The sequence below is a fragment of the Zoogloea sp. genome (assembly GCF_023150065.1).
Taxonomy (GTDB): domain Bacteria; phylum Pseudomonadota; class Gammaproteobacteria; order Burkholderiales; family Rhodocyclaceae; genus Zoogloea.
In genome coordinates this window covers 220,153-240,184 of the sequence record NZ_JAKLLN010000002.1, presented here as the reverse complement: position 1 = coordinate 240,184, position 20,032 = coordinate 220,153, and the positions used below count along the sequence as shown (strand labels likewise).

At 64.4% G+C, this 20,032-nt stretch carries 23 protein-coding genes; 4 read left to right on the top strand and 19 right to left on the bottom strand.

Annotated elements, in window-relative coordinates; genetic code table 11:
• Positions 1-14 precede the first annotated feature (14 nt).
• From L6Q67_RS04345 to rpoE, 6 genes are read right to left on the bottom strand one after another with little or no spacing between them, the layout of a single operon-like run.
• A complete protein-coding gene (locus tag L6Q67_RS04345; protein WP_296565860.1) occupies positions 15-266 on the bottom strand; it encodes a glutaredoxin family protein in 252 nt (83 codons plus the stop codon).
• Positions 256-1,695 (bottom strand): DegQ family serine endoprotease, encoded by a 1,440-nt coding sequence (locus L6Q67_RS04340; RefSeq protein WP_296565858.1) that lies wholly within the window; start codon positions 1,693-1,695, stop codon positions 256-258. Before L6Q67_RS04340 ends, L6Q67_RS04345 begins: the two co-directional genes overlap by 11 nt.
• Positions 1,692-2,144 (bottom strand): SoxR reducing system RseC family protein, encoded by a 453-nt coding sequence (locus L6Q67_RS04335; RefSeq protein ID WP_296565854.1) that lies wholly within the window; start codon positions 2,142-2,144, stop codon positions 1,692-1,694. Before L6Q67_RS04335 ends, L6Q67_RS04340 begins: the two co-directional genes overlap by 4 nt.
• On the bottom strand, positions 2,144-3,109 hold the full coding sequence (locus L6Q67_RS04330) for a MucB/RseB C-terminal domain-containing protein (protein ID WP_296565851.1): 966 nt from the start codon (positions 3,107-3,109) through the stop codon (positions 2,144-2,146). Before L6Q67_RS04330 ends, L6Q67_RS04335 begins: the two co-directional genes overlap by 1 nt.
• On the bottom strand, positions 3,109-3,642 hold the full coding sequence (locus L6Q67_RS04325; protein WP_296565848.1) for a sigma-E factor negative regulatory protein: 534 nt from the start codon (positions 3,640-3,642) through the stop codon (positions 3,109-3,111). Before L6Q67_RS04325 ends, L6Q67_RS04330 begins: the two co-directional genes overlap by 1 nt.
• A gap of 4 nt (positions 3,643-3,646) precedes the next feature.
• The gene (gene rpoE, locus L6Q67_RS04320; RefSeq protein ID WP_296565846.1) at positions 3,647-4,246 is read right to left on the bottom strand and encodes an RNA polymerase sigma factor RpoE; all 600 of its coding nucleotides are present in this window, start codon (positions 4,244-4,246) and stop codon (positions 3,647-3,649) included.
• A 213-nt stretch (positions 4,247-4,459) separates the two neighbouring features.
• Here rpoE and nadB point away from each other — a divergent pair, with 213 nt between their 5' ends.
• The gene (gene nadB / locus L6Q67_RS04315; RefSeq protein WP_296565842.1) at positions 4,460-6,046 is read left to right on the top strand and encodes an L-aspartate oxidase; all 1,587 of its coding nucleotides are present in this window, start codon (positions 4,460-4,462) and stop codon (positions 6,044-6,046) included.
• A 3-nt stretch (positions 6,047-6,049) separates the two neighbouring features.
• On the opposite strand, the gene L6Q67_RS04310 is transcribed toward nadB, so the two are convergent.
• The 9 genes from L6Q67_RS04310 to L6Q67_RS04270 form a co-directional block, all read right to left on the bottom strand.
• Positions 6,050-6,481, bottom strand: a complete 432-nt coding sequence (locus tag L6Q67_RS04310) for a protein YgfX (protein ID WP_296565832.1) — start codon at positions 6,479-6,481, stop codon at positions 6,050-6,052.
• Between the two features lie 30 nt (positions 6,482-6,511).
• Positions 6,512-7,747, bottom strand: coding sequence for a beta-ketoacyl-ACP synthase II (gene fabF / locus L6Q67_RS04305; protein ID WP_296565830.1), 1,236 nt, complete (start codon positions 7,745-7,747; stop codon positions 6,512-6,514).
• A 16-nt stretch (positions 7,748-7,763) separates the two neighbouring features.
• Positions 7,764-8,003 (bottom strand): acyl carrier protein, encoded by a 240-nt coding sequence (gene acpP, locus L6Q67_RS04300; RefSeq protein WP_079435598.1) that lies wholly within the window; start codon positions 8,001-8,003, stop codon positions 7,764-7,766.
• 87 nt (positions 8,004-8,090) lie between these two features.
• Entirely contained in the window at positions 8,091-8,840 is a 750-nt protein-coding gene (gene fabG / locus L6Q67_RS04295) for a 3-oxoacyl-ACP reductase FabG (protein WP_296565827.1), read from the bottom strand.
• Entirely contained in the window at positions 8,837-9,772 is a 936-nt protein-coding gene (gene fabD / locus L6Q67_RS04290) for an ACP S-malonyltransferase (protein WP_296565824.1), read from the bottom strand. Before fabD ends, fabG begins: the two co-directional genes overlap by 4 nt.
• A gap of 48 nt (positions 9,773-9,820) precedes the next feature.
• A complete protein-coding gene (locus L6Q67_RS04285; protein ID WP_296565821.1) occupies positions 9,821-10,786 on the bottom strand; it encodes a beta-ketoacyl-ACP synthase III in 966 nt (321 codons plus the stop codon).
• Positions 10,783-11,796 (bottom strand): phosphate acyltransferase PlsX, encoded by a 1,014-nt coding sequence (gene plsX, locus L6Q67_RS04280; protein ID WP_296565819.1) that lies wholly within the window; start codon positions 11,794-11,796, stop codon positions 10,783-10,785. Before plsX ends, L6Q67_RS04285 begins: the two co-directional genes overlap by 4 nt.
• Positions 11,797-11,874: 78 nt before the next feature.
• Positions 11,875-12,054: a 50S ribosomal protein L32 gene (gene rpmF, locus L6Q67_RS04275; RefSeq protein ID WP_079435603.1), complete on the bottom strand. Its 180-nt coding sequence runs from the start codon at positions 12,052-12,054 to the stop codon at positions 11,875-11,877.
• Between the two features lie 21 nt (positions 12,055-12,075).
• On the bottom strand, positions 12,076-12,552 hold the full coding sequence (locus L6Q67_RS04270; protein ID WP_296565816.1) for a YceD family protein: 477 nt from the start codon (positions 12,550-12,552) through the stop codon (positions 12,076-12,078).
• Positions 12,553-12,657: 105 nt separating this feature from the next.
• Here L6Q67_RS04270 and L6Q67_RS04265 point away from each other — a divergent pair, with 105 nt between their 5' ends.
• On the top strand, positions 12,658-13,233 hold the full coding sequence (locus tag L6Q67_RS04265; protein ID WP_296565813.1) for a Maf family nucleotide pyrophosphatase: 576 nt from the start codon (positions 12,658-12,660) through the stop codon (positions 13,231-13,233).
• A 2-nt stretch (positions 13,234-13,235) separates the two neighbouring features.
• Positions 13,236-13,949 (top strand): SAM-dependent methyltransferase, encoded by a 714-nt coding sequence (locus tag L6Q67_RS04260; protein ID WP_296565810.1) that lies wholly within the window; start codon positions 13,236-13,238, stop codon positions 13,947-13,949.
• Between the two features lie 25 nt (positions 13,950-13,974).
• Here L6Q67_RS04260 and L6Q67_RS04255 read toward each other — a convergent pair whose 3' ends face one another.
• The 3 genes from L6Q67_RS04255 to L6Q67_RS04245 are packed head-to-tail and all read right to left on the bottom strand — an operon-like array spanning position 13,975 to position 15,903.
• Positions 13,975-14,301 carry a Rieske 2Fe-2S domain-containing protein gene (locus L6Q67_RS04255; RefSeq protein WP_296565807.1) on the bottom strand — a complete coding sequence of 109 codons (327 nt, stop codon included), beginning with the start codon at positions 14,299-14,301 and terminating at the stop codon, positions 13,975-13,977.
• Positions 14,298-14,954, bottom strand: coding sequence for an HAD family hydrolase (locus L6Q67_RS04250; RefSeq protein ID WP_296565804.1), 657 nt, complete (start codon positions 14,952-14,954; stop codon positions 14,298-14,300). Before L6Q67_RS04250 ends, L6Q67_RS04255 begins: the two co-directional genes overlap by 4 nt.
• Positions 14,947-15,903 carry an RluA family pseudouridine synthase gene (locus tag L6Q67_RS04245; RefSeq protein WP_296565801.1) on the bottom strand — a complete coding sequence of 319 codons (957 nt, stop codon included), beginning with the start codon at positions 15,901-15,903 and terminating at the stop codon, positions 14,947-14,949. The genes L6Q67_RS04250 and L6Q67_RS04245 overlap by 8 nt, the downstream gene beginning before the upstream one ends.
• 556 nt (positions 15,904-16,459) lie before the next feature.
• Here L6Q67_RS04245 and L6Q67_RS04240 point away from each other — a divergent pair.
• Positions 16,460-19,408: an Rne/Rng family ribonuclease gene (locus L6Q67_RS04240; RefSeq protein WP_296565798.1), complete on the top strand. Its 2,949-nt coding sequence runs from the start codon at positions 16,460-16,462 to the stop codon at positions 19,406-19,408.
• 80 nt (positions 19,409-19,488) lie between these two features.
• Here the strand turns inward: L6Q67_RS04240 and L6Q67_RS04235 are convergent, their stop codons facing one another.
• Entirely contained in the window at positions 19,489-19,983 is a 495-nt protein-coding gene (locus L6Q67_RS04235; protein ID WP_296566200.1) for a low molecular weight protein-tyrosine-phosphatase, read from the bottom strand.
• Positions 19,984-20,032 lie beyond the last annotated feature (49 nt).

The following is a 20,032-nucleotide window of genomic DNA, read 5'->3' as shown; positions in this document are numbered from 1 at the left end:
CAAAGACTTGCATTCTAACCGATACGCTGGAAATGAGCACGAACGGCAGATTCATCAAGGAAGTGGTGGCAGATCTCGGTCTCGCCATCGAGCACCACCGGCACCCACTCGCTCCATCGAGCCTCAAGTGCCTCGTGGGCATCCACGTCCACCACAGTCACCCGAAAACCCAGCTCGTCCTGCAGGGGCCTGAGGGCATCGAGCAGTTCGTGGCACAAATGGCACCACTCCCGGCTCAACACGGTGAGTTCACGATCAGCGCTCAAGGGAACGCACCGGCACGAAAGTCTGTACGTCGCCGCGCACGACCAGCAGGGTTACCGCCTGACCGGCATCCAGGCCCGCCACAGCCCGATTGAACTGCTCCACGGAGCGGGTCTCGATACGCACCCCCTTGCTGACCAGAGCGAGAATCCCGTCACCTGTCTGGATCTCGGAGGCCCGGGCCGAAGCGCTGCGCAGGGCCTCCACCACCACTCCGCCCGCCGCAAAACGCCCATCCCGACGCTGTTCGGCGTTGGGCTCAACCACCGTGATCCCGAGCTTGTTGGGCGATGCCGGCTCCGGCTTGGGCAGGCGTGCTGCCACCTTGCGCGGCTTCTCCTCGGGCAGTTCGGCCACGAGCACGGTCAGGGTCTTGACCCCTCCCTTGCGCCAGACCTGAACCGGCACCTTGCTTCCCGGGCGCGTCCCGCCAACCAGCCGCGGAAGATCAGCCGACACATCCACTGCACGGCCATCAAAACTCAAAACGATATCGCCCTGCTCGAAGCCCGCCTTGTCCGCCGGACTGCCCTTCTCGACGGAACTGACCAGCGCACCAGCGGGCTTGCCCAACCTGAAGCTGTCCGCCAGATCACGGGAAACCTCCTGGATGACCACGCCCACCCGGCCACGCTGGACGCGGCCCGCAACCCGGAGCTGCTCCTGCACGTTCATCGCCACATCAATGGGGATCGCAAAGGACAGGCCCATGAAGCCCCCCGTGCGACTGTAGATCTGGGAATTGATCCCCACCACCTCCCCCTTCATGTTGAAGAGGGGGCCGCCGGAGTTTCCGGGGTTGATGGCCACGTCAGTCTGAATGAAGGGGACGAAATTCTCCTGAGGCAGGGAGCGCCCCTTGGCACTGACAATCCCTGCAGTCACTGAATTCTCGAAACCGAAGGGCGAGCCGATGGCCACCACCCAGTCCCCCACACGCAGCTTCGATGGATCCCCCAGGCTCACTCGGGGCAAGCCTGTCGCCTCGATCTTCAGCAGGGCCAGATCGGTACGGGCATCGGTTCCCATGACCCGCGCCCGAAACTCCCGCTTGTCGGTCAGTTTGACGATGATCTCGTCGGCACCGTCCACCACGTGGGCATTGGTCAGGATGTGGCCATCGGCAGACACGATGAAGCCCGACCCCAGGGAGCGGTTATCCGGCTCGCTCCCCCGGGGAGCCCCCGGATGACGCGGCACAAAGCGGCGGAAGAAGTCGAACATGGGGTCGTCCTCTTCCAGGCTGGGGATACCCGGACGTGCCTGCCGCATGGCCTGGGTGGTGCTGATATTGACCACTGCTGCCCCCTGGCGCTCGGCCAGCCCGGCAAAATCGGGAAGATCCCGTGCAGCGACCGGCGCAGACAAGGCCACACAGAAGAGCACCGTCAGGCCGCGTGAGGCCACTCGCACAAACAGGGAAGCGATCATCGGCCACAACCTCCGGCCGACGGGCCGGCAACGCGCTCGATCTTCATGGGGACAGCTCCGCCCCCCCCGCTGCGGGCACGCCCAAAGAGATACATCAGCACACCGCCCGCACCCGCGCCCAGCGCTGCCAATAGATCAGGATTGCCATCCGCCGCCAGCGAAGTACCCAGCGCGGCGCCCACGAGCACCCCGACAACGGGCGCTCCGTAGGTAAGCAAAGCAGCCCTGAGGGGAACAGCGTCATCCACGATGACGCTCACCCGATCACCGGGCAGGGCATCGACATCATTACGTAGCCGCAACTCGCGGAGCGCCTTGCCTAAGGGCCGGGCGATATTCACGCCACCGCAGCCACCAGCCTCATGACAGCGCCCGCAACCACCGGAGACAGAAACCTCGACCCACACATGATCACCCTCGACACGACTCACCACGCCCTGCGCACGCATCACCGCTTCCGCATTTCCACGCCGTCGGCGATCCGCACCAGTGCCTGGGCGGGAACCTCGCCGAGTGCCGTTATCCGGTGATCCGCGACGGTACGCCGGAAGATGTTGAAGGAGCCGGACGCGCTCAGGCCACTCTGGGCCACCCCCTTGCCCGACTCCGGCTCGATGAACACCGAGATGGCGGCGAGCCCGTCGGAGAACACGACGTGATACGCCTCCCCCCGCTCCTTGCGCGCCTGGCGCGCCACCGAAACGACCTGCCGGAAGCCTGGAATGGAGTGTTTGAAGACCCAGCCGATGTCCTCGATCCTGACATCGCTCCCCCGGGCATTCACCACCTTCCAGTCTGCGGAACGGGTAAAGCGGGAGCGGACTTTCTCCTTGTCGAAGGGCGCACCGATCTGCACCTCGGTGAACACGAACTGCTCAATGCTGTCGCCTTTCTCACTCATCAGGCGGGCACGCAGCAACAGCCCCGTCGCCACGTCGGCCCACAGGTGATGGCCAAAGCGCATGTCGTCCCGGGGCTCCAGAATGATCTGCTGGCTTTCCATCCCGGCAATTCGCGAAACCTCACCCTTGCGGATCCGGTAGTTCTCGGCGAGCGCGCTGGGAGACTGGGGCAGACGTGCTGGAAAGCTGCGCCGGGCACCAAACTGATCGACGATCAGCAGCTTCTGTTCCGGGAGAAAGCACTGGACCTCGTCATTGTTGCGCACCACCTCCCGCGGGCTGCCATCCAGCGCCTCAAGCTTCTCGTACTCGCCATTGGCATCCACCAGATGGGTGATGCGCGACGTTTCCATGTGCTTGCCGCTCTGATAGGTGAAGGTACCCGTGTAGTTGAGTTTGTGCGCCGCGCTGGAAATCCGTCCGAGCCAGCTCAGGGGATCATTGGGCACCTGGGCCAGCGCCGGTCCGCAACCGGCAAAAACAAGCGCCAGGGCGCACAGGAAGCGCGTCATCACTCGCCGGCCACTCGCGTATCGGAAACGGAGCGCACATACAACGCGACCCCCGGCATGGCGGCGGAGGGCGCCATCGCCTGGTGGGCGATCAGGTATTCACGCTCGGAAGGCTCGGCGGCCACAAGCCGGGCCGACTTCGATGCATCGGCAACCGCAACGGCGGGAACCGGCTTCTTGAGCGCAGCCAGCGGAGTCGATGCCGACCCGGGCGCATTGAGCGTCATGGCCACCCAGCCGACGGCAGCCACGCCCATCACCGACGCGGCGATCGGCATGAAGTGACGAGCCCAGCCGGAACGGGGCTCGACGCGGGCCGGAGCCAGCACGGTAGGCTCATCGTCCAGCCGCAGCATGAGGCGGCTCGTAAAATCTGCCGACATCACCGGCTCATCCCGCAACACATCTCCGATAAGACTGTAGTGATCCCATTCCCGCCGCAAGCCACCATCCCGTTTCAGGGAGTCCAGCATGCGGGCAGATGCCGCCTCGTCGAGGGCGCCATCCAGCAGGGCAGAAACTTTCTCTTTCATCGTCTTACCACCTCTTGTTCGGAGCCGTATCGAGCAACGGCTTGAGCTTTTCTGAAATTGCTTCACGTGCGCGGAAAATCCGCGAACGCACCGTGCCTATCGGGCACTCCATGATCGTGGCGATCTCTTCGTAGCTCAAACCTTCGATCTCTCGCAGCACGATCGCAGTCCTCAGCTCCTCGGGCAGGGCCTCCATGGCCACATTCACCGTATCGCCGATCTGCTTTGTCATCAGCAACCGTTCAGGCGTATTGATATCGCGAAGCTGATCGCCCTCCTCGAAGGTTTCGGCCTCCTCGGAATCGAAATCCGTGGACGTAGGGGCTCTGCGCCCTTGGGACACGAGGTAATTCTTTGCAGTGTTGATCCCGATCCGGTACAGCCATGTGTAGAAAGCACTGTCACCACGGAACGCCGGCAAGGCCCGGTAGGCCTTGATGAACGTTTCCTGGGCAACATCCTCCACTTCGGCGGGATCCCGGATCAATCTCGACAGCAGACGGCCGAGCTTGCGCTGGTACTTGGAGACGAGCAGCCCAAACGCCTGCTTGTCTCCACGCTGCACTCGCTCGACCAGCAACTGGTCAATTTCGCGATCACTCATGGTCGGGGAACGTGATCCTTCGTAGTCGTGACCGGGACGGTCACCGACCGCGGAGTATACCGCGAGACATCCTCATTCCTCGCCGAAGTAATCGCTAGACTGCAGGGCGCACGTATAGTTCAGTCACACGCAGGGTCTTGGGCGTTCAGCGCGGCGGAGTGCCCATGCTATAGTCGGCCCTCCGTAATATCGCCCTTCGCGGCAACTCCAGAAGTGATCGCTTTCGATGTCCTCATCCTGGGCAGCGGCCTTGCCGGACAGTCCCTCGCATTGCGTCTTGCCGACAAGCTCAAGGTAGCCCTCATCACCAAGCGAACCCTGGAGGACAGCGCCAGCGCCTGGGCCCAGGGAGGCATCGCCGCCGTCCTCGACCCGGCCGACAGCACCGAAGCCCACGTGGCCGACACGCACACCGCGGGTGCCGGGCTATGTTCCGACAAGGCCACCCGCTTCGTCGTCGAGAACGGCCCCAAGGCGATACGCTGGCTGATTGATCACGGCGTCCCCTTCACCCCCGACGCCAACTCCTCGATCGGCTATCACCTCACCCGGGAGGGTGGCCATGGCCAGCGCCGGGTCATTCATGTGGCCGATGCCACGGGGGCCGCGGTACAAGCCACCCTGACCGAGCAGGTCCGGGCCCATCCGAACATTTCGATTTTCGAGCAGCACATTGCGGTCGACCTGATCGTCGGCGACAAGATCGGCAGACCCGGTGATGGCTGCCTTGGCGCCTATGTGCTGGACATCGCCAGCGACGAGGTCCGTACTTTTGCCGCCCCCCACACGGTGCTCGCCACCGGCGGCACCGGCAAGGTCTATCTCTACACCACCAACCCGGACACCGCCACCGGCGACGGGGTTGCCATGGCCTGGCGCGCGGGATGCCGGGTGGCGAACATGGAGTTCATCCAGTTCCACCCCACCTGTCTGTATCACCCCCAGGCCAAGTCCTTCCTGATCTCTGAAGCCGTTCGAGGCGAAGGCGGCCTGCTGCGCCGCCCCGACGGTTCGCGCTTCATGCCGGAACACGACCCCCGGGAAGAACTGGCCCCCCGGGACGTCGTGGCCCGGGCGATCGACTTCGAGATGAAGAAGCACGGTCTTGACTGCGTCTTCCTGGACATCAGCCACAAACCGGCCGATTTTCTGGAAGCCCACTTCCCGAACATCCTGGCCCGTTGCGCCGAACTGGGCATCGACATCACCCGCCAGCCGATCCCTGTCGTCCCCGCCGCCCACTACTCCTGCGGCGGGATCGTCACCGATCTGCAGGCACGTACCGACGTACCCGGGCTGCATGCCGTCGGCGAATCAGCCTGTACGGGCCTGCACGGCGCCAATCGACTGGCCAGCAATTCGCTGCTGGAATGCCTGGTCTTCAGCGAGGCTGCCGCCGCCGACATTCTGGACAATCCCCGCCGCTGCCCGGACAGCCTGCCCCAGTGGGACGAAAGCCGGGTTACGGATGCCGATGAAGCCATCGTGATCTCCCACAACTGGGATGAATTGCGTCGCTTCATGTGGGACTACGTGGGCATCGTGCGTACCAACAAGCGCCTCCAGCGCGCCCAGCACCGCATCCGCCTGCTCGCCAGGGAAATCGACGAGTTCTACAGCCATTTCCGCATCTCGAACGACCTGATCGAACTGCGCAACCTTGTCGTCACCGCAGACCTCATCGTCCGCAGCGCATTGAAACGCAAGGAAAGCCGCGGCCTGCATTTCAGCCGGGATTATCCGGCAACCCAGCCCAAGGCCAGGGACACCGTGATTCGCCCGGGCAAGGTCCGCAACTGAGATTCACGGATCGCCGGAGACCGACATCGCCCCGGCAACCCGAAGACGCAACCACACCTGGAACTCGCGCCACGCGGCCGGGGCCATCTGATCCTCCAGGAGCAGGAGCGCCCTACCGTGGCCGCCTTGCACCTCGCGCCACACCAGCCACACCGCAGAATGACTCACCACGGTAGCGGGCAGTATCGCGACCATGTCCTCATCGCTGGCAAGACCTGGCGCGAACTGCAGGTGCCCATCGTCCCCAAGCCCTATCCGGGGCAGTCCTCCTCGATTCGCGCGGAGGACGCCGAGCAGCGACACGGCGACAAGCCCGAAGCCCGTCCAGCTCTGCCAGTATTGCGGGAGAAACAGACATGAAAAAGCCGCCAGGGCATGCCCGCCTGCCAGAAGCAGAACAAGGCGCCGTGACGGCCTGACTTCAATGACGTTCAAGATGCACGGCCTCCCGTGCCCTCCCGGCAGTCAGATCTTGCGAAACACCAGCGTGCCGTTGGTGCCACCAAAACCAAAATTGTTCTTCATGGCCACATCGATCTTCATCGGACGGGCCACGTTTGCGCAGTAGTCCAGATCACACTCCGGATCCTGCTCGAAGATGTTGATGGTCGGGGGGGAAACCTGGTGATACACCGCCAGGGTCGTGAGAACCGACTCAAGCCCGCCGGCCCCGCCAAGCAGGTGCCCGGTCATGGACTTGGTGGAGTTAACCACCAGGGACTTGGCCACATCCGCACCAAAAGCCAGCTTGATGGCCTCGGTCTCGTTCTTGTCACCCAGCGGCGTGGAGGTGCCGTGGGCATTGAGGTACTGCACCTGATCGCCATTGATGCCGGCATTACGGAGGGCATTGACCATGCTCCGCCGCGGGCCATCGGTATCCGGGGCAGTCATGTGATAGGCATCGCCACTCATGCCGAAACCAGCCAGCTCGGCATAGATGCGCGCACCGCGCTTCACTGCATGCTCGTACTCTTCCAGCACCAGCACACCGGCACCTTCGCCAAGGACAAAACCATCCCGATCCTTGTCCCACGGACGGCTTGCGGTAGCAGGATCGTCATTGCGGGTGGAAAGGGCCTTGGCCGATGCGAACCCACCGACTGCCAGCGGCGTGACCGTAGATTCGGCGCCACCGCAGACCATCACATCCGCATCCCCGTATTCGATCATGCGGGCACTGGTGCCAATGGCGTGCAGACCCGTGGTACAGGCCGTCACCACCGCGATGTTCGGCCCCTTCAGACCAAACATGATCGACAGGTTGCCGGAGATCATGTTGATGATCGTGCCCGGAATGAAGAAGGGGGAAATCTTGCGCGGACCACCGGCGAGGAAATCGTCGTGGGTCCCTTCGATCATCGGAAGTCCGCCGATGCCCGAACCGATATTGACACCGATCCGTTCAGCGTTGGCCTCGGTGACTTCGATTCCGGAATCACGGAAAGCCTGAATGCCCGCAGCGAGGCCGTAGTGGATGAAACCATCCATACGACGCGCTTCCTTCGGCGAGAGATAAGCCGCAAGATCAAACCCCTTCACTTCACCGGCAATCTTCACCGGAAAGGACGAGGTATCAAAACGGGTAATCTCACCGATGCCGGAACGCCCGTTGGTAATGGCATCCCAGGCTTCAGACACGGTATTACCGACCGGCGAAACAACGCCAAGGCCGGTGACGACGACTCTGCGACGGGTCAAGGCAGGCTCCGGGGAATTACTTCTTGAGGTGAGCGGTGACGTAGTCGATCGCCTGCTGGACGCTGGTGATCTTCTCAGCTTCTTCGTCGGGGATCTCGCACTCGAACTCTTCTTCAAGGGCCATCACCAGCTCGACGGTGTCGAGGGAGTCGGCGCCCAGATCGTCCACGAAGGAGGATTCGTTCTTGATTTCGGACTCATTCACGCCGAGTTGTTCGGCAACAATCTTCTTGACGCGCTGTTCGATGTTTTCCATGTGTGTAACTCCTTCCCAGTTTGGAGGGTGAATTCAAAAACCCCCGCATTCTACCAAAAACGCGCACCCCCGCCAGCACGGCGAGATTTACGCCATATACATGCCGCCATTGACGTGCAGGGTCGCGCCCGTCACGTAGGCAGCGGCGGGAGAGGCCAGAAAGCCCACCACGCCTGCAATCTCTTCGGGTTTGCCAAGACGGCCGAGGGCAATCTTGCCGGCCAGCTCCTTGCGCTGGGCCTCCGGCAGATCCTTGGTCATGTCGGTATCGATGAAGCCCGGCGCCACGCAATTGACCGTGATGTTGCGGCTGCCGAGCTCCTGGGCCAGGGCCCGGGTCATGCCTGCAACACCCGCCTTGGCGGCAGCATAGTTGGCCTGACCGGCATTACCCGAGCTCCCCACCACCGACGTGATGTTGATGATGCGGCCGGTACGGGCCTTCATCATGCCGCGCATCACCAGCTTGGACATGCGGAAGACAGCCTTCAGGTTGGTATCGATGACAGCGTCCCACTCGGCATCCTTCATGCGCATCGAGAGGTTGTCGCGGGTGATGCCGGCGTTATTGACCAGAATGCCCACGGCACCGAAAGCCTTCTCGATCTCGCCGAGGACGGCCTCACAGGCCTCCGCACTGGTCACATCCAGCGCCAGGCCGCGCCCGGCCACACCGGCAGCTTCAAGCCCAGCCTGGATGTCGGCTGCACCGGACTCGGAGGTGGCCGTTCCAATGACGGTCGCCCCCAGGCGCCCAAGCTCCAGGGCAATGGCGCGGCCAATGCCGCGGGACGCGCCGGTAACCAGCGCAATCTGACCTTCCAGAACCTGACTCATGCTTCCCCCGTGGTCTTCAGCGTTTCTTCCAGAGTGGCCGCATCGGCAATGGCGCCGCCGAGCAGGCTACCCTCGATGCGCTTCGTCATGCCGGCCAGCACCTTGCCGGGACCGCACTCGAAGACGTGGGTGACACCCCGGCCGGCAATCGCCTGAACGGTCTCGATCCAGCGCACCGGCGAATAAGCCTGGCGCACCAGCGCATCCTTGATCCGGGCGGGCTGATCCTCGACCGCCACATCCACGTTGTTGAGCACCGGGATGCCCGGCACCCGCAACTCGATCTCGGCAAGCCGCTGGGCCAGACGCTCGGCAGCGGGCTTCATCAGGGCGCAATGGAAAGGCGCGCTCACCGGCAGCAGCACAGCGCGCTTGGCGCCCCGTGCCTTGGCCGCCGTAATGGCACGCTCCACGGCGGCCTTGGCGCCGGCAATGACGATCTGCCCCGGGCTGTTGAGGTTGGCAGCGGAGACAACCTCGCCCTGAGCCGCTTCGGCGCAGGCTTCGGCAGCAGCGGCTTCATCCAGCCCGAGCAGGGCCGCCATGGCACCTTCACCGGCCGGCACTGCCTCCTGCATGGCTTGGGCGCGCAGGCGCACCAGCTTGACGGCTTCGGCAAAATCCAGGGCACCAGCGGCCACCAGGGCGGAATACTCGCCCAGGCTATGACCGGCAACCAGGGCCGGAACAGCGCCTCCCCGGGCGATCCACTCGCGATAAACGGCGATACCGGCGGTAAGCATCAGCGGCTGGGTATTGACGGTCTGGGCCAGCACCTCGGCGGGGCCTTCAGCCACCATCTGCCAGAGATCCTGCCCCAGGGCATCGGAGGCCTCCGCGAAGGCCTGACGAATCACGGCGGACTCACCATAGGCGGCCATCATGCCGACCGACTGGGAGCCCTGCCCCGGAAACACGAAAGCAAAATTCATCGTTCCCTACCTTTGAATTGGCTTGCTAAGCGAAGCGGGTTGAACTGCTTAGAACTGGAGGAGCGTGGCGCCCCAGGCGAAGCCACCACCGATGCCTTCGAGAATGACCTTCTGCCCGCGCTGGATGCGGCCATCCCGCACAGCCTCGTCGAGGGCCAGGGGAATGGATGCCGCCGAGGTGTTGCCATGCCGGGAGACCGTGGCAATGACCTTGTCCATGGAGAGGCCGAGACGCTTTCCGGTGGCCTGGATGATGCGGATGTTGGCCTGGTGGGGAATCAGCCAGTCCACCTCATCGAGGGACACGCCCCCGAGATCGGCAACCTCGCGGGCCACATCGGCCAGCACCTTGACCGCAAACTTGAACACTGCCTGCCCGTCCATGCGCAGGAAGGGATCGCCGGTGACCTCACCGCGATTGATCTGCCCCGGCACGCAGAGAATGGGATTGTGGCTGCCATCCGCATGGATCGCCGACGCGAGGATGCCGGGGGCCTCCGAGGCTTCGAGCACCACCGCGCCGGCACCATCGCCAAAGAGCACACAGGTGCCGCGATCATTCCAGTCGAGGATGCGGGAGAAGACCTCCGCCCCCACGACCAGCGCACGCCGGGTGCCGCCGGAGCGGATGAACTTCTCGGCCGTGCTGATGGCGTAGGCAAAGCCGGCGCACACCGCCTGCAGGTCGAAGGCCGGGCTGCCATTGACGATGCCCAGGCGCGCCTGAAGCAGGGTTGCGGTACTCGGGAAGATGAAATCGGGCGTCGAGGTGGCGACGATGATCAGGTCGATATCGCCCGGCTTGCACCCCGCCGCCTCGATGGCCCGCAGACTGGCCTCATAGGCCAGCTGGCTGGAGGTGACATCCGGTGCCGCCAGATAGCGGGACCGGATCCCGGTGCGCTCGACGATCCACTCGTCGGAGGTCTCGATGCCGCGGGCGACCAGGTCATCGTTGGTAACAGGATTGCCGGGGAGGTAGCTCCCCGTACCGGCCACTCGTGCATAGATCATGCGGCAGACCTTTCGCGTTCCATGCGCTCGCTGATGCGCTCGATGAGTCGATTGCGGGCAGCCTCGGCAGCCCGCCAGATAGCCTGCTCGAAAGCAAAGGAGTCGGCCGCACCATGGCTCTTGACGACCACCCCGCGCAAACCGAGGAGCGCCGCGCCGTTGTAACGGCGGGAATCGAGCTTGTGCTTGAAGCCCTTGAGAGCGGACATAGCAAAGACCGCGGCCAGCTTGGTCAGCCAGTTGCGGGAGAACTGCTCGCGCAGGAAGGTCGCCATCATCTGGGCAAGACCTTCGGACGTCTTCAAGGCCACGTTGCCGACAAAGCCGTCGCAGACGACCACATCGACCGTACCCTTGTAGATGTCGTTGCCTTCAACATTGCCGTAGAAGTTGAGCCCACTCTTGCGCAGCAATTCACCGGCCTGCTTGACCGTCTCGTTGCCCTTGATCTCTTCTTCGCCGATGTTGAGCAGACCGACGCTCGGACGTTCGTTGTGTTCGACAGCCGCCACCAGCATGGCGCCCATGATGCCGAACTGCAGCAGGTGTTCGGGCGAGCAATCCACGTTGGCCCCCAGGTCGAGGACATGGGTCTGACCACGCAGGGTGGGCAGGGTGCTGCAGATCGCCGGCCGATCGATTCCGGGCAGAGTCTTGAGAACAAAGCGGGAGATCGCCATCAGCGCCCCCGTATTGCCCGCAGACACGGCAGCCTGGGCCTCGCCAGACTTGACGAGATCCACCGCAACCCGCATCGACGAATCTTTTTTGTTGCGCATGGCCAGCGCGGGCGGCTCATCCATGCCCACCACCTCAGAGGCACGCTGGATGCGCAGACGCTCGCCGAACTCGGCCAGGGCCGTCCCCAGATGAGGCTCGATGGCCTCCGACCGCCCGACCAGCACAATCCGGGTATCGCGGTCGCTCCGCATGAAATGCAGGGCAGCGGGGACGGTCACCGAGGGGCCGTGATCGCCCCCCATGCAGTCAATCGACAGGGTGACAGTCATTCGGCGCAGTGATATGGAGACATGTGTAAAAACGGCGCGAGCGCCCGAAGGCGCCGCGCCGCTTCCAGACCGGGGGGATTACTCGCCCTTGGCCTTTGCAACCTTCTTGCCACGATAAACGCCGGAGGGCGAAACGTGGTGACGCAGGTGCACTTCACCGGTGGTCGGCTCGACGGCCAGCGGGGGCGCAACCAGGAAATCGTGGGAACGGTGCATACCGCGCTTGGACGGGGACTTTTTGTTCTGTTGGACAGCCATGAAACACTCCTAGAGGAATACTTAAACCTTGCCGCGCAACTGGCGCAGAACGGCGAAGGGCGAAATCTCTTCATCATCGCCGGTCTTCACCGGCGGTTCGCAATCATCGTGACGCGGAACCAGGGGCAGGGACAGCAACACCTCGTCCTCCACCAGGGCCAGCAGGTCGGTCAGCGGTTCCACCTCAAGGGCGTCCACCTCGTCATTCTCGAGCTCGTCATCCGGCAGTGCTTCACCGGCGCGCAGCAAAAGTAGACGATTCCTGACCTCACACGGCCACACCAGAGCTTCGAGACAGCGCTGACACTGCAACACCAGCTCTGCCCGGACCAGCAATTCGACGTAAAGCTTGCCTTCGTCGTCCCGCTCGCCCTGAAACTCGAACTCCACCGAACCCACCGGCTCCAGCAGGGATCCGGCCAAACGGCCGAGACGCTCCACCGGCACCGCGCTCTGCACGCGACGTCCGTCTTTGGCCAACGCCCGCAGGTCAATCACGAAGCTTTCTTGCGACATAAGCGCGGCATGATATTATTTTCGGCTGCCTGTGTCAAAACTCTGCAAAGCCCGCGCCAAGTACGCCGGCACCGCCGGACCCCGATCATGAAACTCGTCCTCGCCTCCACTTCGGCCTACCGCCGGGAGCTGCTCAGCCGCTTCGGCCTGCCCTTCGAAATCGCCCGCCCGGACATCGACGAATCCCCCTTGCCCGACGAACCGCCCCGCGCCACCGCAGAGCGTTTGGCCATCGGCAAGGCGAAGGCCGTTGCCGGGCAGTTCGACGACGCGCTGATCATCGGCAGCGACCAGGTGGCCAGCATGGGCAGTCAGCGCTTCGGCAAACCCGGCACGATCGAGCGCGCCGTGGCGCAGCTCCGTGCCATGAGCGGACGCACAGTGATCTTCGACACGGCCCTGGCCGTATTCAACACCCGCAGCGGCCATCTCCAGATAGAAACCGTCCCCACCGAAGTCCGCTTCCGCCCCCTGTCCGACGACGAAATCGTTCGCTACGTGGAACGGGAGCGCCCCCTGGACTGCGCCGGCAGCGCAAAATCCGAGGGGCTCGGCATCACCCTGCTCGACGCCCTGAGCGGCGACGACCCGAACGCACTGGTCGGCCTGCCGCTGATCGCCCTGGCGCGCATGCTCCGCAACCAGGGTCTGGCCCTGCCCTGACGATGCACAAAGGCACGCTCTACCTGATCCCCGTCAGCCTGGGCCCGAGCCCCAGCAGCCTCACAACCCCGGCAGACGTCGCAACCCGGGCACACCAACTGGGCTATTTCGTCGTCGAAAACGCCAAGACGGCCCGCGCCGAACTCAAGCGCCTGGAGCACCCCGCCCAACTGCGCGACCTGGACATCCGGGAACTTCCCGAAAAGCCCGGCACCGCAGACCTGGATGGTTTGCTGGCCCCACTGCTGGCCGGCCAGGATGCCGGCCTGATGTCAGAGGCCGGCTGCCCTGCGGTCGCCGACCCCGGCGCCCTCCTCGTCCGCCGCGCCCACGAAAAAGGCATCACGGTCGTTCCGCTGGTCGGCCCCTCCTCCCTGCTGCTGGCCCTGATGGCTTCAGGGCTCAACGGACAGAGCTTCGCCTTTCACGGCTACCTGCCCGTCGATGAAGAGGCCCGCAACAAGCGCATTCGCGAGCTGGAAACGGAATCGGCGCGATACGCCCGCACCCAGCTGTTCATCGAAACGCCTTACCGCAACGAGCGCATGTTCGAGGCCCTGCGCAGCACCTGCCGGCCAGACACCCGTTTGTGCGTGGCGCGTGACCTGACCCTCGAAAGCGAGTGGATCACCACCCACAGCATCGCCGACTGGAAGCGTGCTCCGGCGCCCGACCTTGCCAGGCGCCCCACCGTCTTCCTGATCCTCACCGCCTGAGCAAGGCCGGCAGGCAGGCGCCGGCTCACTCGACCAGATAGATTCCGCCGCCCCGCTCCTCGACACGCAGCGGCACAAGACGCGCACCACGGCAAGGGCCCGAGACGCAGTATCCGGTCTCCGGCTCGTACAGGGCGCCATGGGTCGCACAGATCACATACAGCCGGGAATCATCGAAGAACTTGCCGGGCAGCCAGTCGAGCTCCACCGGCACGTGGGCGCAGCGGTTGATGTAAGCATGAACCCGCCCCTGAAAGCGCACCACGAAGGCCGGCTCCTGGCCGGTCACGCGCGTCACGCTGAAGCGCACCCCATCCTCACCCTCGCGCACCGCCTCCGAACTGCAGATCATGCCTGCTCCTCGAGCCAGGCGCGGAGCTCGGCAGGCGTATGCACGCAGGCCAGAGGGGCCTCCGCCAGCAACTGCGCTGCCGGATGAGCACCAAAACTGACCGCCAGCCCCGCCACCCCGGCATTCCTGGCCATCTGCAGATCGTGGGTGGTATCGCCGATCATCAGACAGGCATCCGGCCCCACCGCCAATTCCTCCATCAGCTCATGGAGCATGGCTGGATGGGGCTTGGAGAAACACTCGTCCGCACAGCGCGTGGCATGGAAGAAACGGCCCAGCCCGGAAAACTCAAGCGCACGGGCCAGCCCCTTGCGGCTCTTGCCGGTCGCCACCGCCAGGCTGTGGCCTCGCCCGTGGAGCGACTCGATCAGCGAATGCGTGCCCTCAAAGAGCTCGAGCTCATGATCACCCGACAGATAGTGATGGCGATAGCGCTCCACCATCGCGGGATAGTCCTTCTCCGCAAGCTCCGGAACCGCGTGGCGCAGCGCATCCACCAGACCCAGGCCGATGACGTAGCGCGCCCGCGCATCCGGCGGCACCGGCAGCCCGAGGTCGGCGCTGGCAGCCTGGATGGCGCGCACGATGGCCGCCGCGGAATCCATCAGCGTGCCATCCCAGTCAAAGACAATCAGCTCGAAACGCTTAGCCATGCTCCCTCTCCCGGGTCTGTTCGACGAAGGCCACAAAGCCTTCCAGTTCGGCCGGCAGGGGCGCCGAGAGTTCAATCGCCTGGTCGGTCAGCGGATGCCGGAAGGCCAGCTTCGCCGCGTGCAGGAACATCCGCTTCAGCCCCTCCTTCTCGAGTTGCTTGTTGAGCGCGAAATCCCCGTACTTGTCGTCACCGCACAAGGGAAAGCCCAGGTGACTCAGATGAACGCGGATCTGGTGAGTCCGCCCCGTCTTCAGTTCCACCTCGACCAGGCTATAGCCGCTCCAGCGCTTCACCAGCCGGACGATGCTGTGCGCCGGCTTTCCCTCCGGGTTCACGCTGACGCGACGCTCGCCGTTGTCCAGAAGGTATTTGTGCAATGGCAGCTTTACGTGCTGCTGCAGATTAAGCCAGCGCCCCGCCACCATGGTCAGGTAGCGCTTCTGTACCTTGCCGTCACGCATCATGTCGTGGAGTACCGTGAGCGCGCTGCGCTTCTTGGCAACGATCAGCAGGCCCGAAGTTTCCCGGTCGAGGCGATGCACCAGTTCCAGAAACTTTGCCTCCGGCCGCTGCCGGCGGAGTTGCTCGATGACACCGAAACTGACACCACTTCCCCCGTGCACCGCCAGGCCAGCGGGCTTGTCGAGCACCAGCAGGGCTTCATCCTCAAAAACGATGTCGAAGGCCTTGCCCACCGGCACCGGGGCTGCCGCAGGCTTGTCCGCCAGGCGGATCGGCGGGATGCGCAATTCGTCCCCCTCCTGCAGTCGGTAGGTCTGGTCGACGCGCCGACTATTCACCCGCACTTCGCCGCTGCGCAGGATGCGATAGATGTGGCTCTTGGGCACCCCCTTGCACACCCTCACCAGGAAGTTGTCGATGCGCTGTCCGGCGCTGCCGTCATCCACGCGGACATGGCTTACAGCGGGAGCTTTACTCAAGGCCATCTTTTTGAAATATACTAATTAACGGTTTTTTCGGTACTGATGCGTCGCGCCCGCCTGCAGCTGTATGTCGCTGTGCTGTCGGATTTCGACACCGGCCCGCGTCGTCCCAGAGCGACTCAACGCCTGGTTTTCCAGCGCCTTCACCGCTCCCGAACAAACCACAGGAAGGTCCATCGCCGGACAAAAAGAGGGCGATGGTACTGTATTCGACAATAAACTTGTATCAATTGCGCGCAGGCGCACACGCAGATTGACGGCCCTGAAACCGGGGGTCGCGAAGCACACCAGGCAAGCAGGCCCGAGGTCGCAACGAGAGACGCCGTCGTACCCGTGAGTACGCCCCGTCCCGGAATGGCGAGACCAGGCGACGCAGCCGGCGCTTCGCAGCCCCCCAGCGTATATCGCGGGTTCAGGGTGCAAAAGACGAATCCCGCCACCCACTTTAGTTTGTTTCCCCCCGATGAAGGATAGTCGCGAAAACGCCAAACTAAGTCACCGCAGTTAAGCGGGTGGCGCGCTTCGTCCTGCCCGTGTGCCGCGCGGGAGAAGAAGACGAATGAAGCGCATGCTCTTCAACGCAACGCAGGCCGAGGAACTCCGCGTTGCCATTGTCGACGGTCAGAAGCTGATTGACCTCGACATTGAGTCGGCCGCCAAGGAACAACGTAAGAGCAACATCTACAAAGCCGTCATCACGCGCATCGAGCCCAGCCTCGAAGCCGCGTTTGTCGACTATGGCGCCGAGCGCCACGGCTTCCTGCCGTTCAAGGAAATCTCCCGCTCCTACTTCCAGCCCGGCGTGGAAGCCAGCCGCGCCTCCATCAAGGAAGCCCTCAAGGAAGGCCAGGAGCTGATCGTCCAGGTCGAGAAGGACGAGCGTGGCAACAAGGGCGCCGCCCTGACCACCTTCGTTTCCCTGGCTGGCCGCTACCTGGTGCTGATGCCCAACAACCCCCGTGGCGGTGGCGTGTCCCGCCGTGTCGAGGGTGACGAGCGCGCCGAACTGCGTGACGTCATGGATCAACTCGAAGTGCCTGGCGGCATGAGCCTGATCGCCCGCACTGCCGCCATCGGCCGCAATGCCGAAGAGCTGCAATGGGACTTGAACTACCTCCTGCAACTGTGGCGCGCCATCGACGGTGCCGCCCAGTCCCAGGACGGCGCCTTCCTGATCTACCAGGAAGGCAGTCTGGTCATCCGTGCCATCCGTGACTACTTCCAGCCCGACATCGGCGAGATCCTGATCGACACCGACGACGTGTACGAACAGGCCCGCCAGTTCATGGCCCACGTGATGCCGCAGAACGTGAACCGCGTGAAGCGTTACCACGACGACGTGCCGCTGTTCTCGCGCTTCCAGATCGAACACCAGATCGAGTCCGCCTACTCCCGCCAGGTCAGCCTGCCCTCCGGCGGCGCCATCGTGATCGACCACACCGAGGCCCTGGTCTCCGTGGACGTGAACTCCGGCCGCGCCACCCGTGGCGCAGACATCGAGGAAACCGCCTTCAAGACCAACTGCGAAGCCGCCGACGAAGTGGCCCGCCAGCTGCGTCTGCGCGACCTGGGCGGCCTGATCGTCATCGACTTCATCGACATGGAGTCGCAAAAGAACCAGCGTGAGGTCGAGAACCGTCTGCGCGACGCCCTGCGCTATGACCGCGCCCGCGTCCAGACCGGCAAGATCAGCCGCTTCGGCCTGCTCGAACTGTCCCGCCAGCGCCTGCGCCCGGCCCTCGCCGAGACCAGCTACATCCCCTGCCCGCGCTGCAACGGCACCGGTCACATCCGCAGCACCGAATCCTCGGCCCTGCACATCCTGCGCATCCTCGAAGAAGAGGCCATGAAGGACAACACCGGCGCCCTGCACTGTCAGGTTCCGGTGGACGTGGCCACCTTCCTGCTCAACGAGAAGCGCGACGACATCGCCAAGATCGAGGTTCGCCACAAGGTCGGCCTGGTGTTGATCCCGAACCGCCACCTCGAGACGCCGCAGCACGAGATCGTCCGCCTGCGCCACGACCAGCTCAACCAGGAAGACAGCGCCCTGCCGAGCTATCGCATGGCCACCAAGCCGGCCGACGAGTCCTACTCTCCGCCGTCGGCCAATACCGATCGCCCGGTGCGTCAGGAAGCCGCGGTCAAGGGCATCACCCCGGACCAGCCCGCCCCCATCGTCGAGGCAAAGGCTGCGCCGGCGCCCGCCCCCGTGCCCGAAAGCCAGCCCGGCCTGCTGTCCCGCATCTTCGCCTTCTTCCGCGGCGAAAAGCAGCCCGAACCCGCACCGGTGGTCGTCCAGCCGGAAGCACCCCGTCGCGAATCCCGCCCGCGCAACGAGCGCGGTCGTCGTGAAGGCCGCGAGGGCCGCGAAGGTCGCGGTCGCCGCGACGGCCAGCGTGAAGAACGCGGCGAGCGCAGCGACAGCCGTGAAGCTCGGGACAACAATCGCAACAACGCCCCCGAAGCCCAGGCAGAAGCCCGGGAGAAGCCCCAGCGTCAGCGTGGCGAACGCCAGGAACGGGAAGGCCGCAACGGTGAACGTACCGAGCGCGCCGAACGCGGTGAGCGGAGTGAGCGTGGCGAGCGCGGTCGCAACCGCAACGCCCAGACCCCGAAGCCGGCCGAGACCGAAGCCCTCGTCGCCACCGAGCAGCTGAGCGCCGTTGCTGTCTCTGCAGCCGTCGCCGCCCCTGAGGCAGCAGCGGCCATCGAAGGCGAAGCGGGTGCGGAGCGCAGCCGTCGCAGCCGTCGTGGCCGTCGTGGCGGCCGTCGCAACGAGGAAGCCGGCACCAACGAAAACGCCGCCCAGGGCGAACTGGAGATCGGTGAGCAGGCCCAGATCGCGGAATCCACCGCGGCAGTGGCGGTCAGCACCGCAGCAGTGGAAGCGGTCGTTGCCGCGACCGAAGCCACTCCGGCTCCGGCCGCTCCCGAGACGACGGAAGCCGTGGCAACCGTCGCAGCGGAGCCGGCACCTGCAGCAACTCCCTCAGTCGCACAGGTCGACGAGGCCCCCGTCGCTGCAGAAGCGGTCGTCGCCCCGCCCGTCGCTGCACAAGGCGCAGATCTTGACCTGATCGAGCAGGCCGTGGCGGTCAGCCGTCAGCCCGCCGTCGAACTGGCTGCCGAAGCCCCCGTCGCCCCGGCAGCCCCGGAAGCCGTCGAAGCGCCGGTCGAGGTGGTCGCGCCCAGCGTGGAGGTCGTTACCGCCGCAGCAGCAGAACCGGTCGCCATCGAAACCCCCGCCGATGTGGTGGCGCCCGCGGCCCCGGCAGAGCCTGCGGTGGTCAACATCGTCGAGATCGCCACCCAGGCGACGCCCGTCGCCATCGAACTGCCCGATCTCGAAGCCAGCGGTCTGGTGATGATCGAAACCCGGGCCGGCTCGGTGAGCGCCCAGGCAGCGATCCCTGCCGAGCCAGCCCAAGCCCTCGGCCGTCGTCGCACCCGCAGTGCCGCACCGGTCGTAGAGGAAGCGCTGGTCCAGGTGGAAACCCAGAAGTAATCAGCAGCACGACAAGCAAAAGGCCAGTCCCGAGGGACTGGCCTTTTGCGTTTACTGCACCCCTGCCAGGATCAGGTGCTTCAACTCACGGACTGACGCCGTCGATTCACTTCCGGAAGAATATCCTCGATCAGCCCCTGCACCGCGTCCTCACACAAATCGAGGACAGCGTCGAACCCCTTCGCCCCACCATAGTAGGGATCGGGCACATCGTCGCGACGGGAGCTGCGGGCAAAGCTCATGAACATGCGCACCTTGTGCTTGCAGCCATCGGGTGCCCTGTCCCGCAGGTAGTTGAAGTGGTCCCGGTCCATGGCCAGCACCAGGTCGAAATCGGCGTAATCCTTGGGTTGAACCTTGCGCGCCCGGAGGCGGGAAAGATCGTAGCCCCGACGCAGGGCCGCCGTCTGGGCCCGCGGATCCGGCGCCTCGCCAGAGTGATAGCCCTGGGTGCCCGCTGAATCCACGCCAACCACGTCCTCAAGCCCCGCCATGGCCAACCAGCGGCGTGCCACACCTTCCGCCGTAGGTGACCGGCAGATATTGCCGGTACACACGAACAGTATTTTCATTATGGGTGTCCCTCCTACCGGTAATTTAAGCAGTCGGCGGGCGGAACGTACA

Excerpts from the sequence above, each read along its gene's own strand:
- L6Q67_RS04335 (WP_296565854.1), bottom strand. The coding sequence starts at position 2,144 with ATGCGTGCGCAGGGCGTGGTGAGTCGTGTCGAGGGTGATCATGTGTGG.
- L6Q67_RS04240 (WP_296565798.1), top strand. The coding sequence starts at position 16,460 with ATGAAGCGCATGCTCTTCAACGCAACGCAGGCCGAGGAACTCCGCGTT.
- rpoE (WP_296565846.1), bottom strand. The coding sequence starts at position 4,246 with ATGAGTGATCGCGAAATTGACCAGTTGCTGGTCGAGCGAGTGCAGCGT.
- fabD (WP_296565824.1), bottom strand. The coding sequence starts at position 9,772 with ATGAATTTTGCTTTCGTGTTTCCGGGGCAGGGCTCCCAGTCGGTCGGC.
- L6Q67_RS04260 (WP_296565810.1), top strand. The coding sequence starts at position 13,236 with ATGCACAAAGGCACGCTCTACCTGATCCCCGTCAGCCTGGGCCCGAGC.
- L6Q67_RS04285 (WP_296565821.1), bottom strand. The coding sequence starts at position 10,786 with ATGATCTATGCACGAGTGGCCGGTACGGGGAGCTACCTCCCCGGCAAT.
- fabG (WP_296565827.1), bottom strand. The coding sequence starts at position 8,840 with ATGAGTCAGGTTCTGGAAGGTCAGATTGCGCTGGTTACCGGCGCGTCC.
- plsX (WP_296565819.1), bottom strand. The coding sequence starts at position 11,796 with ATGACTGTCACCCTGTCGATTGACTGCATGGGGGGCGATCACGGCCCC.
- L6Q67_RS04250 (WP_296565804.1), bottom strand. The coding sequence starts at position 14,954 with ATGGCTAAGCGTTTCGAGCTGATTGTCTTTGACTGGGATGGCACGCTG.
- rpmF (WP_079435603.1), bottom strand. The coding sequence starts at position 12,054 with ATGGCTGTCCAACAGAACAAAAAGTCCCCGTCCAAGCGCGGTATGCAC.
- acpP (WP_079435598.1), bottom strand. The coding sequence starts at position 8,003 with ATGGAAAACATCGAACAGCGCGTCAAGAAGATTGTTGCCGAACAACTC.
- L6Q67_RS04245 (WP_296565801.1), bottom strand. The coding sequence starts at position 15,903 with ATGGCCTTGAGTAAAGCTCCCGCTGTAAGCCATGTCCGCGTGGATGAC.
- L6Q67_RS04255 (WP_296565807.1), bottom strand. The coding sequence starts at position 14,301 with ATGATCTGCAGTTCGGAGGCGGTGCGCGAGGGTGAGGATGGGGTGCGC.
- L6Q67_RS04265 (WP_296565813.1), top strand. The coding sequence starts at position 12,658 with ATGAAACTCGTCCTCGCCTCCACTTCGGCCTACCGCCGGGAGCTGCTC.
- L6Q67_RS04330 (WP_296565851.1), bottom strand. The coding sequence starts at position 3,109 with ATGACGCGCTTCCTGTGCGCCCTGGCGCTTGTTTTTGCCGGTTGCGGA.
- L6Q67_RS04340 (WP_296565858.1), bottom strand. The coding sequence starts at position 1,695 with ATGATCGCTTCCCTGTTTGTGCGAGTGGCCTCACGCGGCCTGACGGTG.
- L6Q67_RS04325 (WP_296565848.1), bottom strand. The coding sequence starts at position 3,642 with ATGAAAGAGAAAGTTTCTGCCCTGCTGGATGGCGCCCTCGACGAGGCG.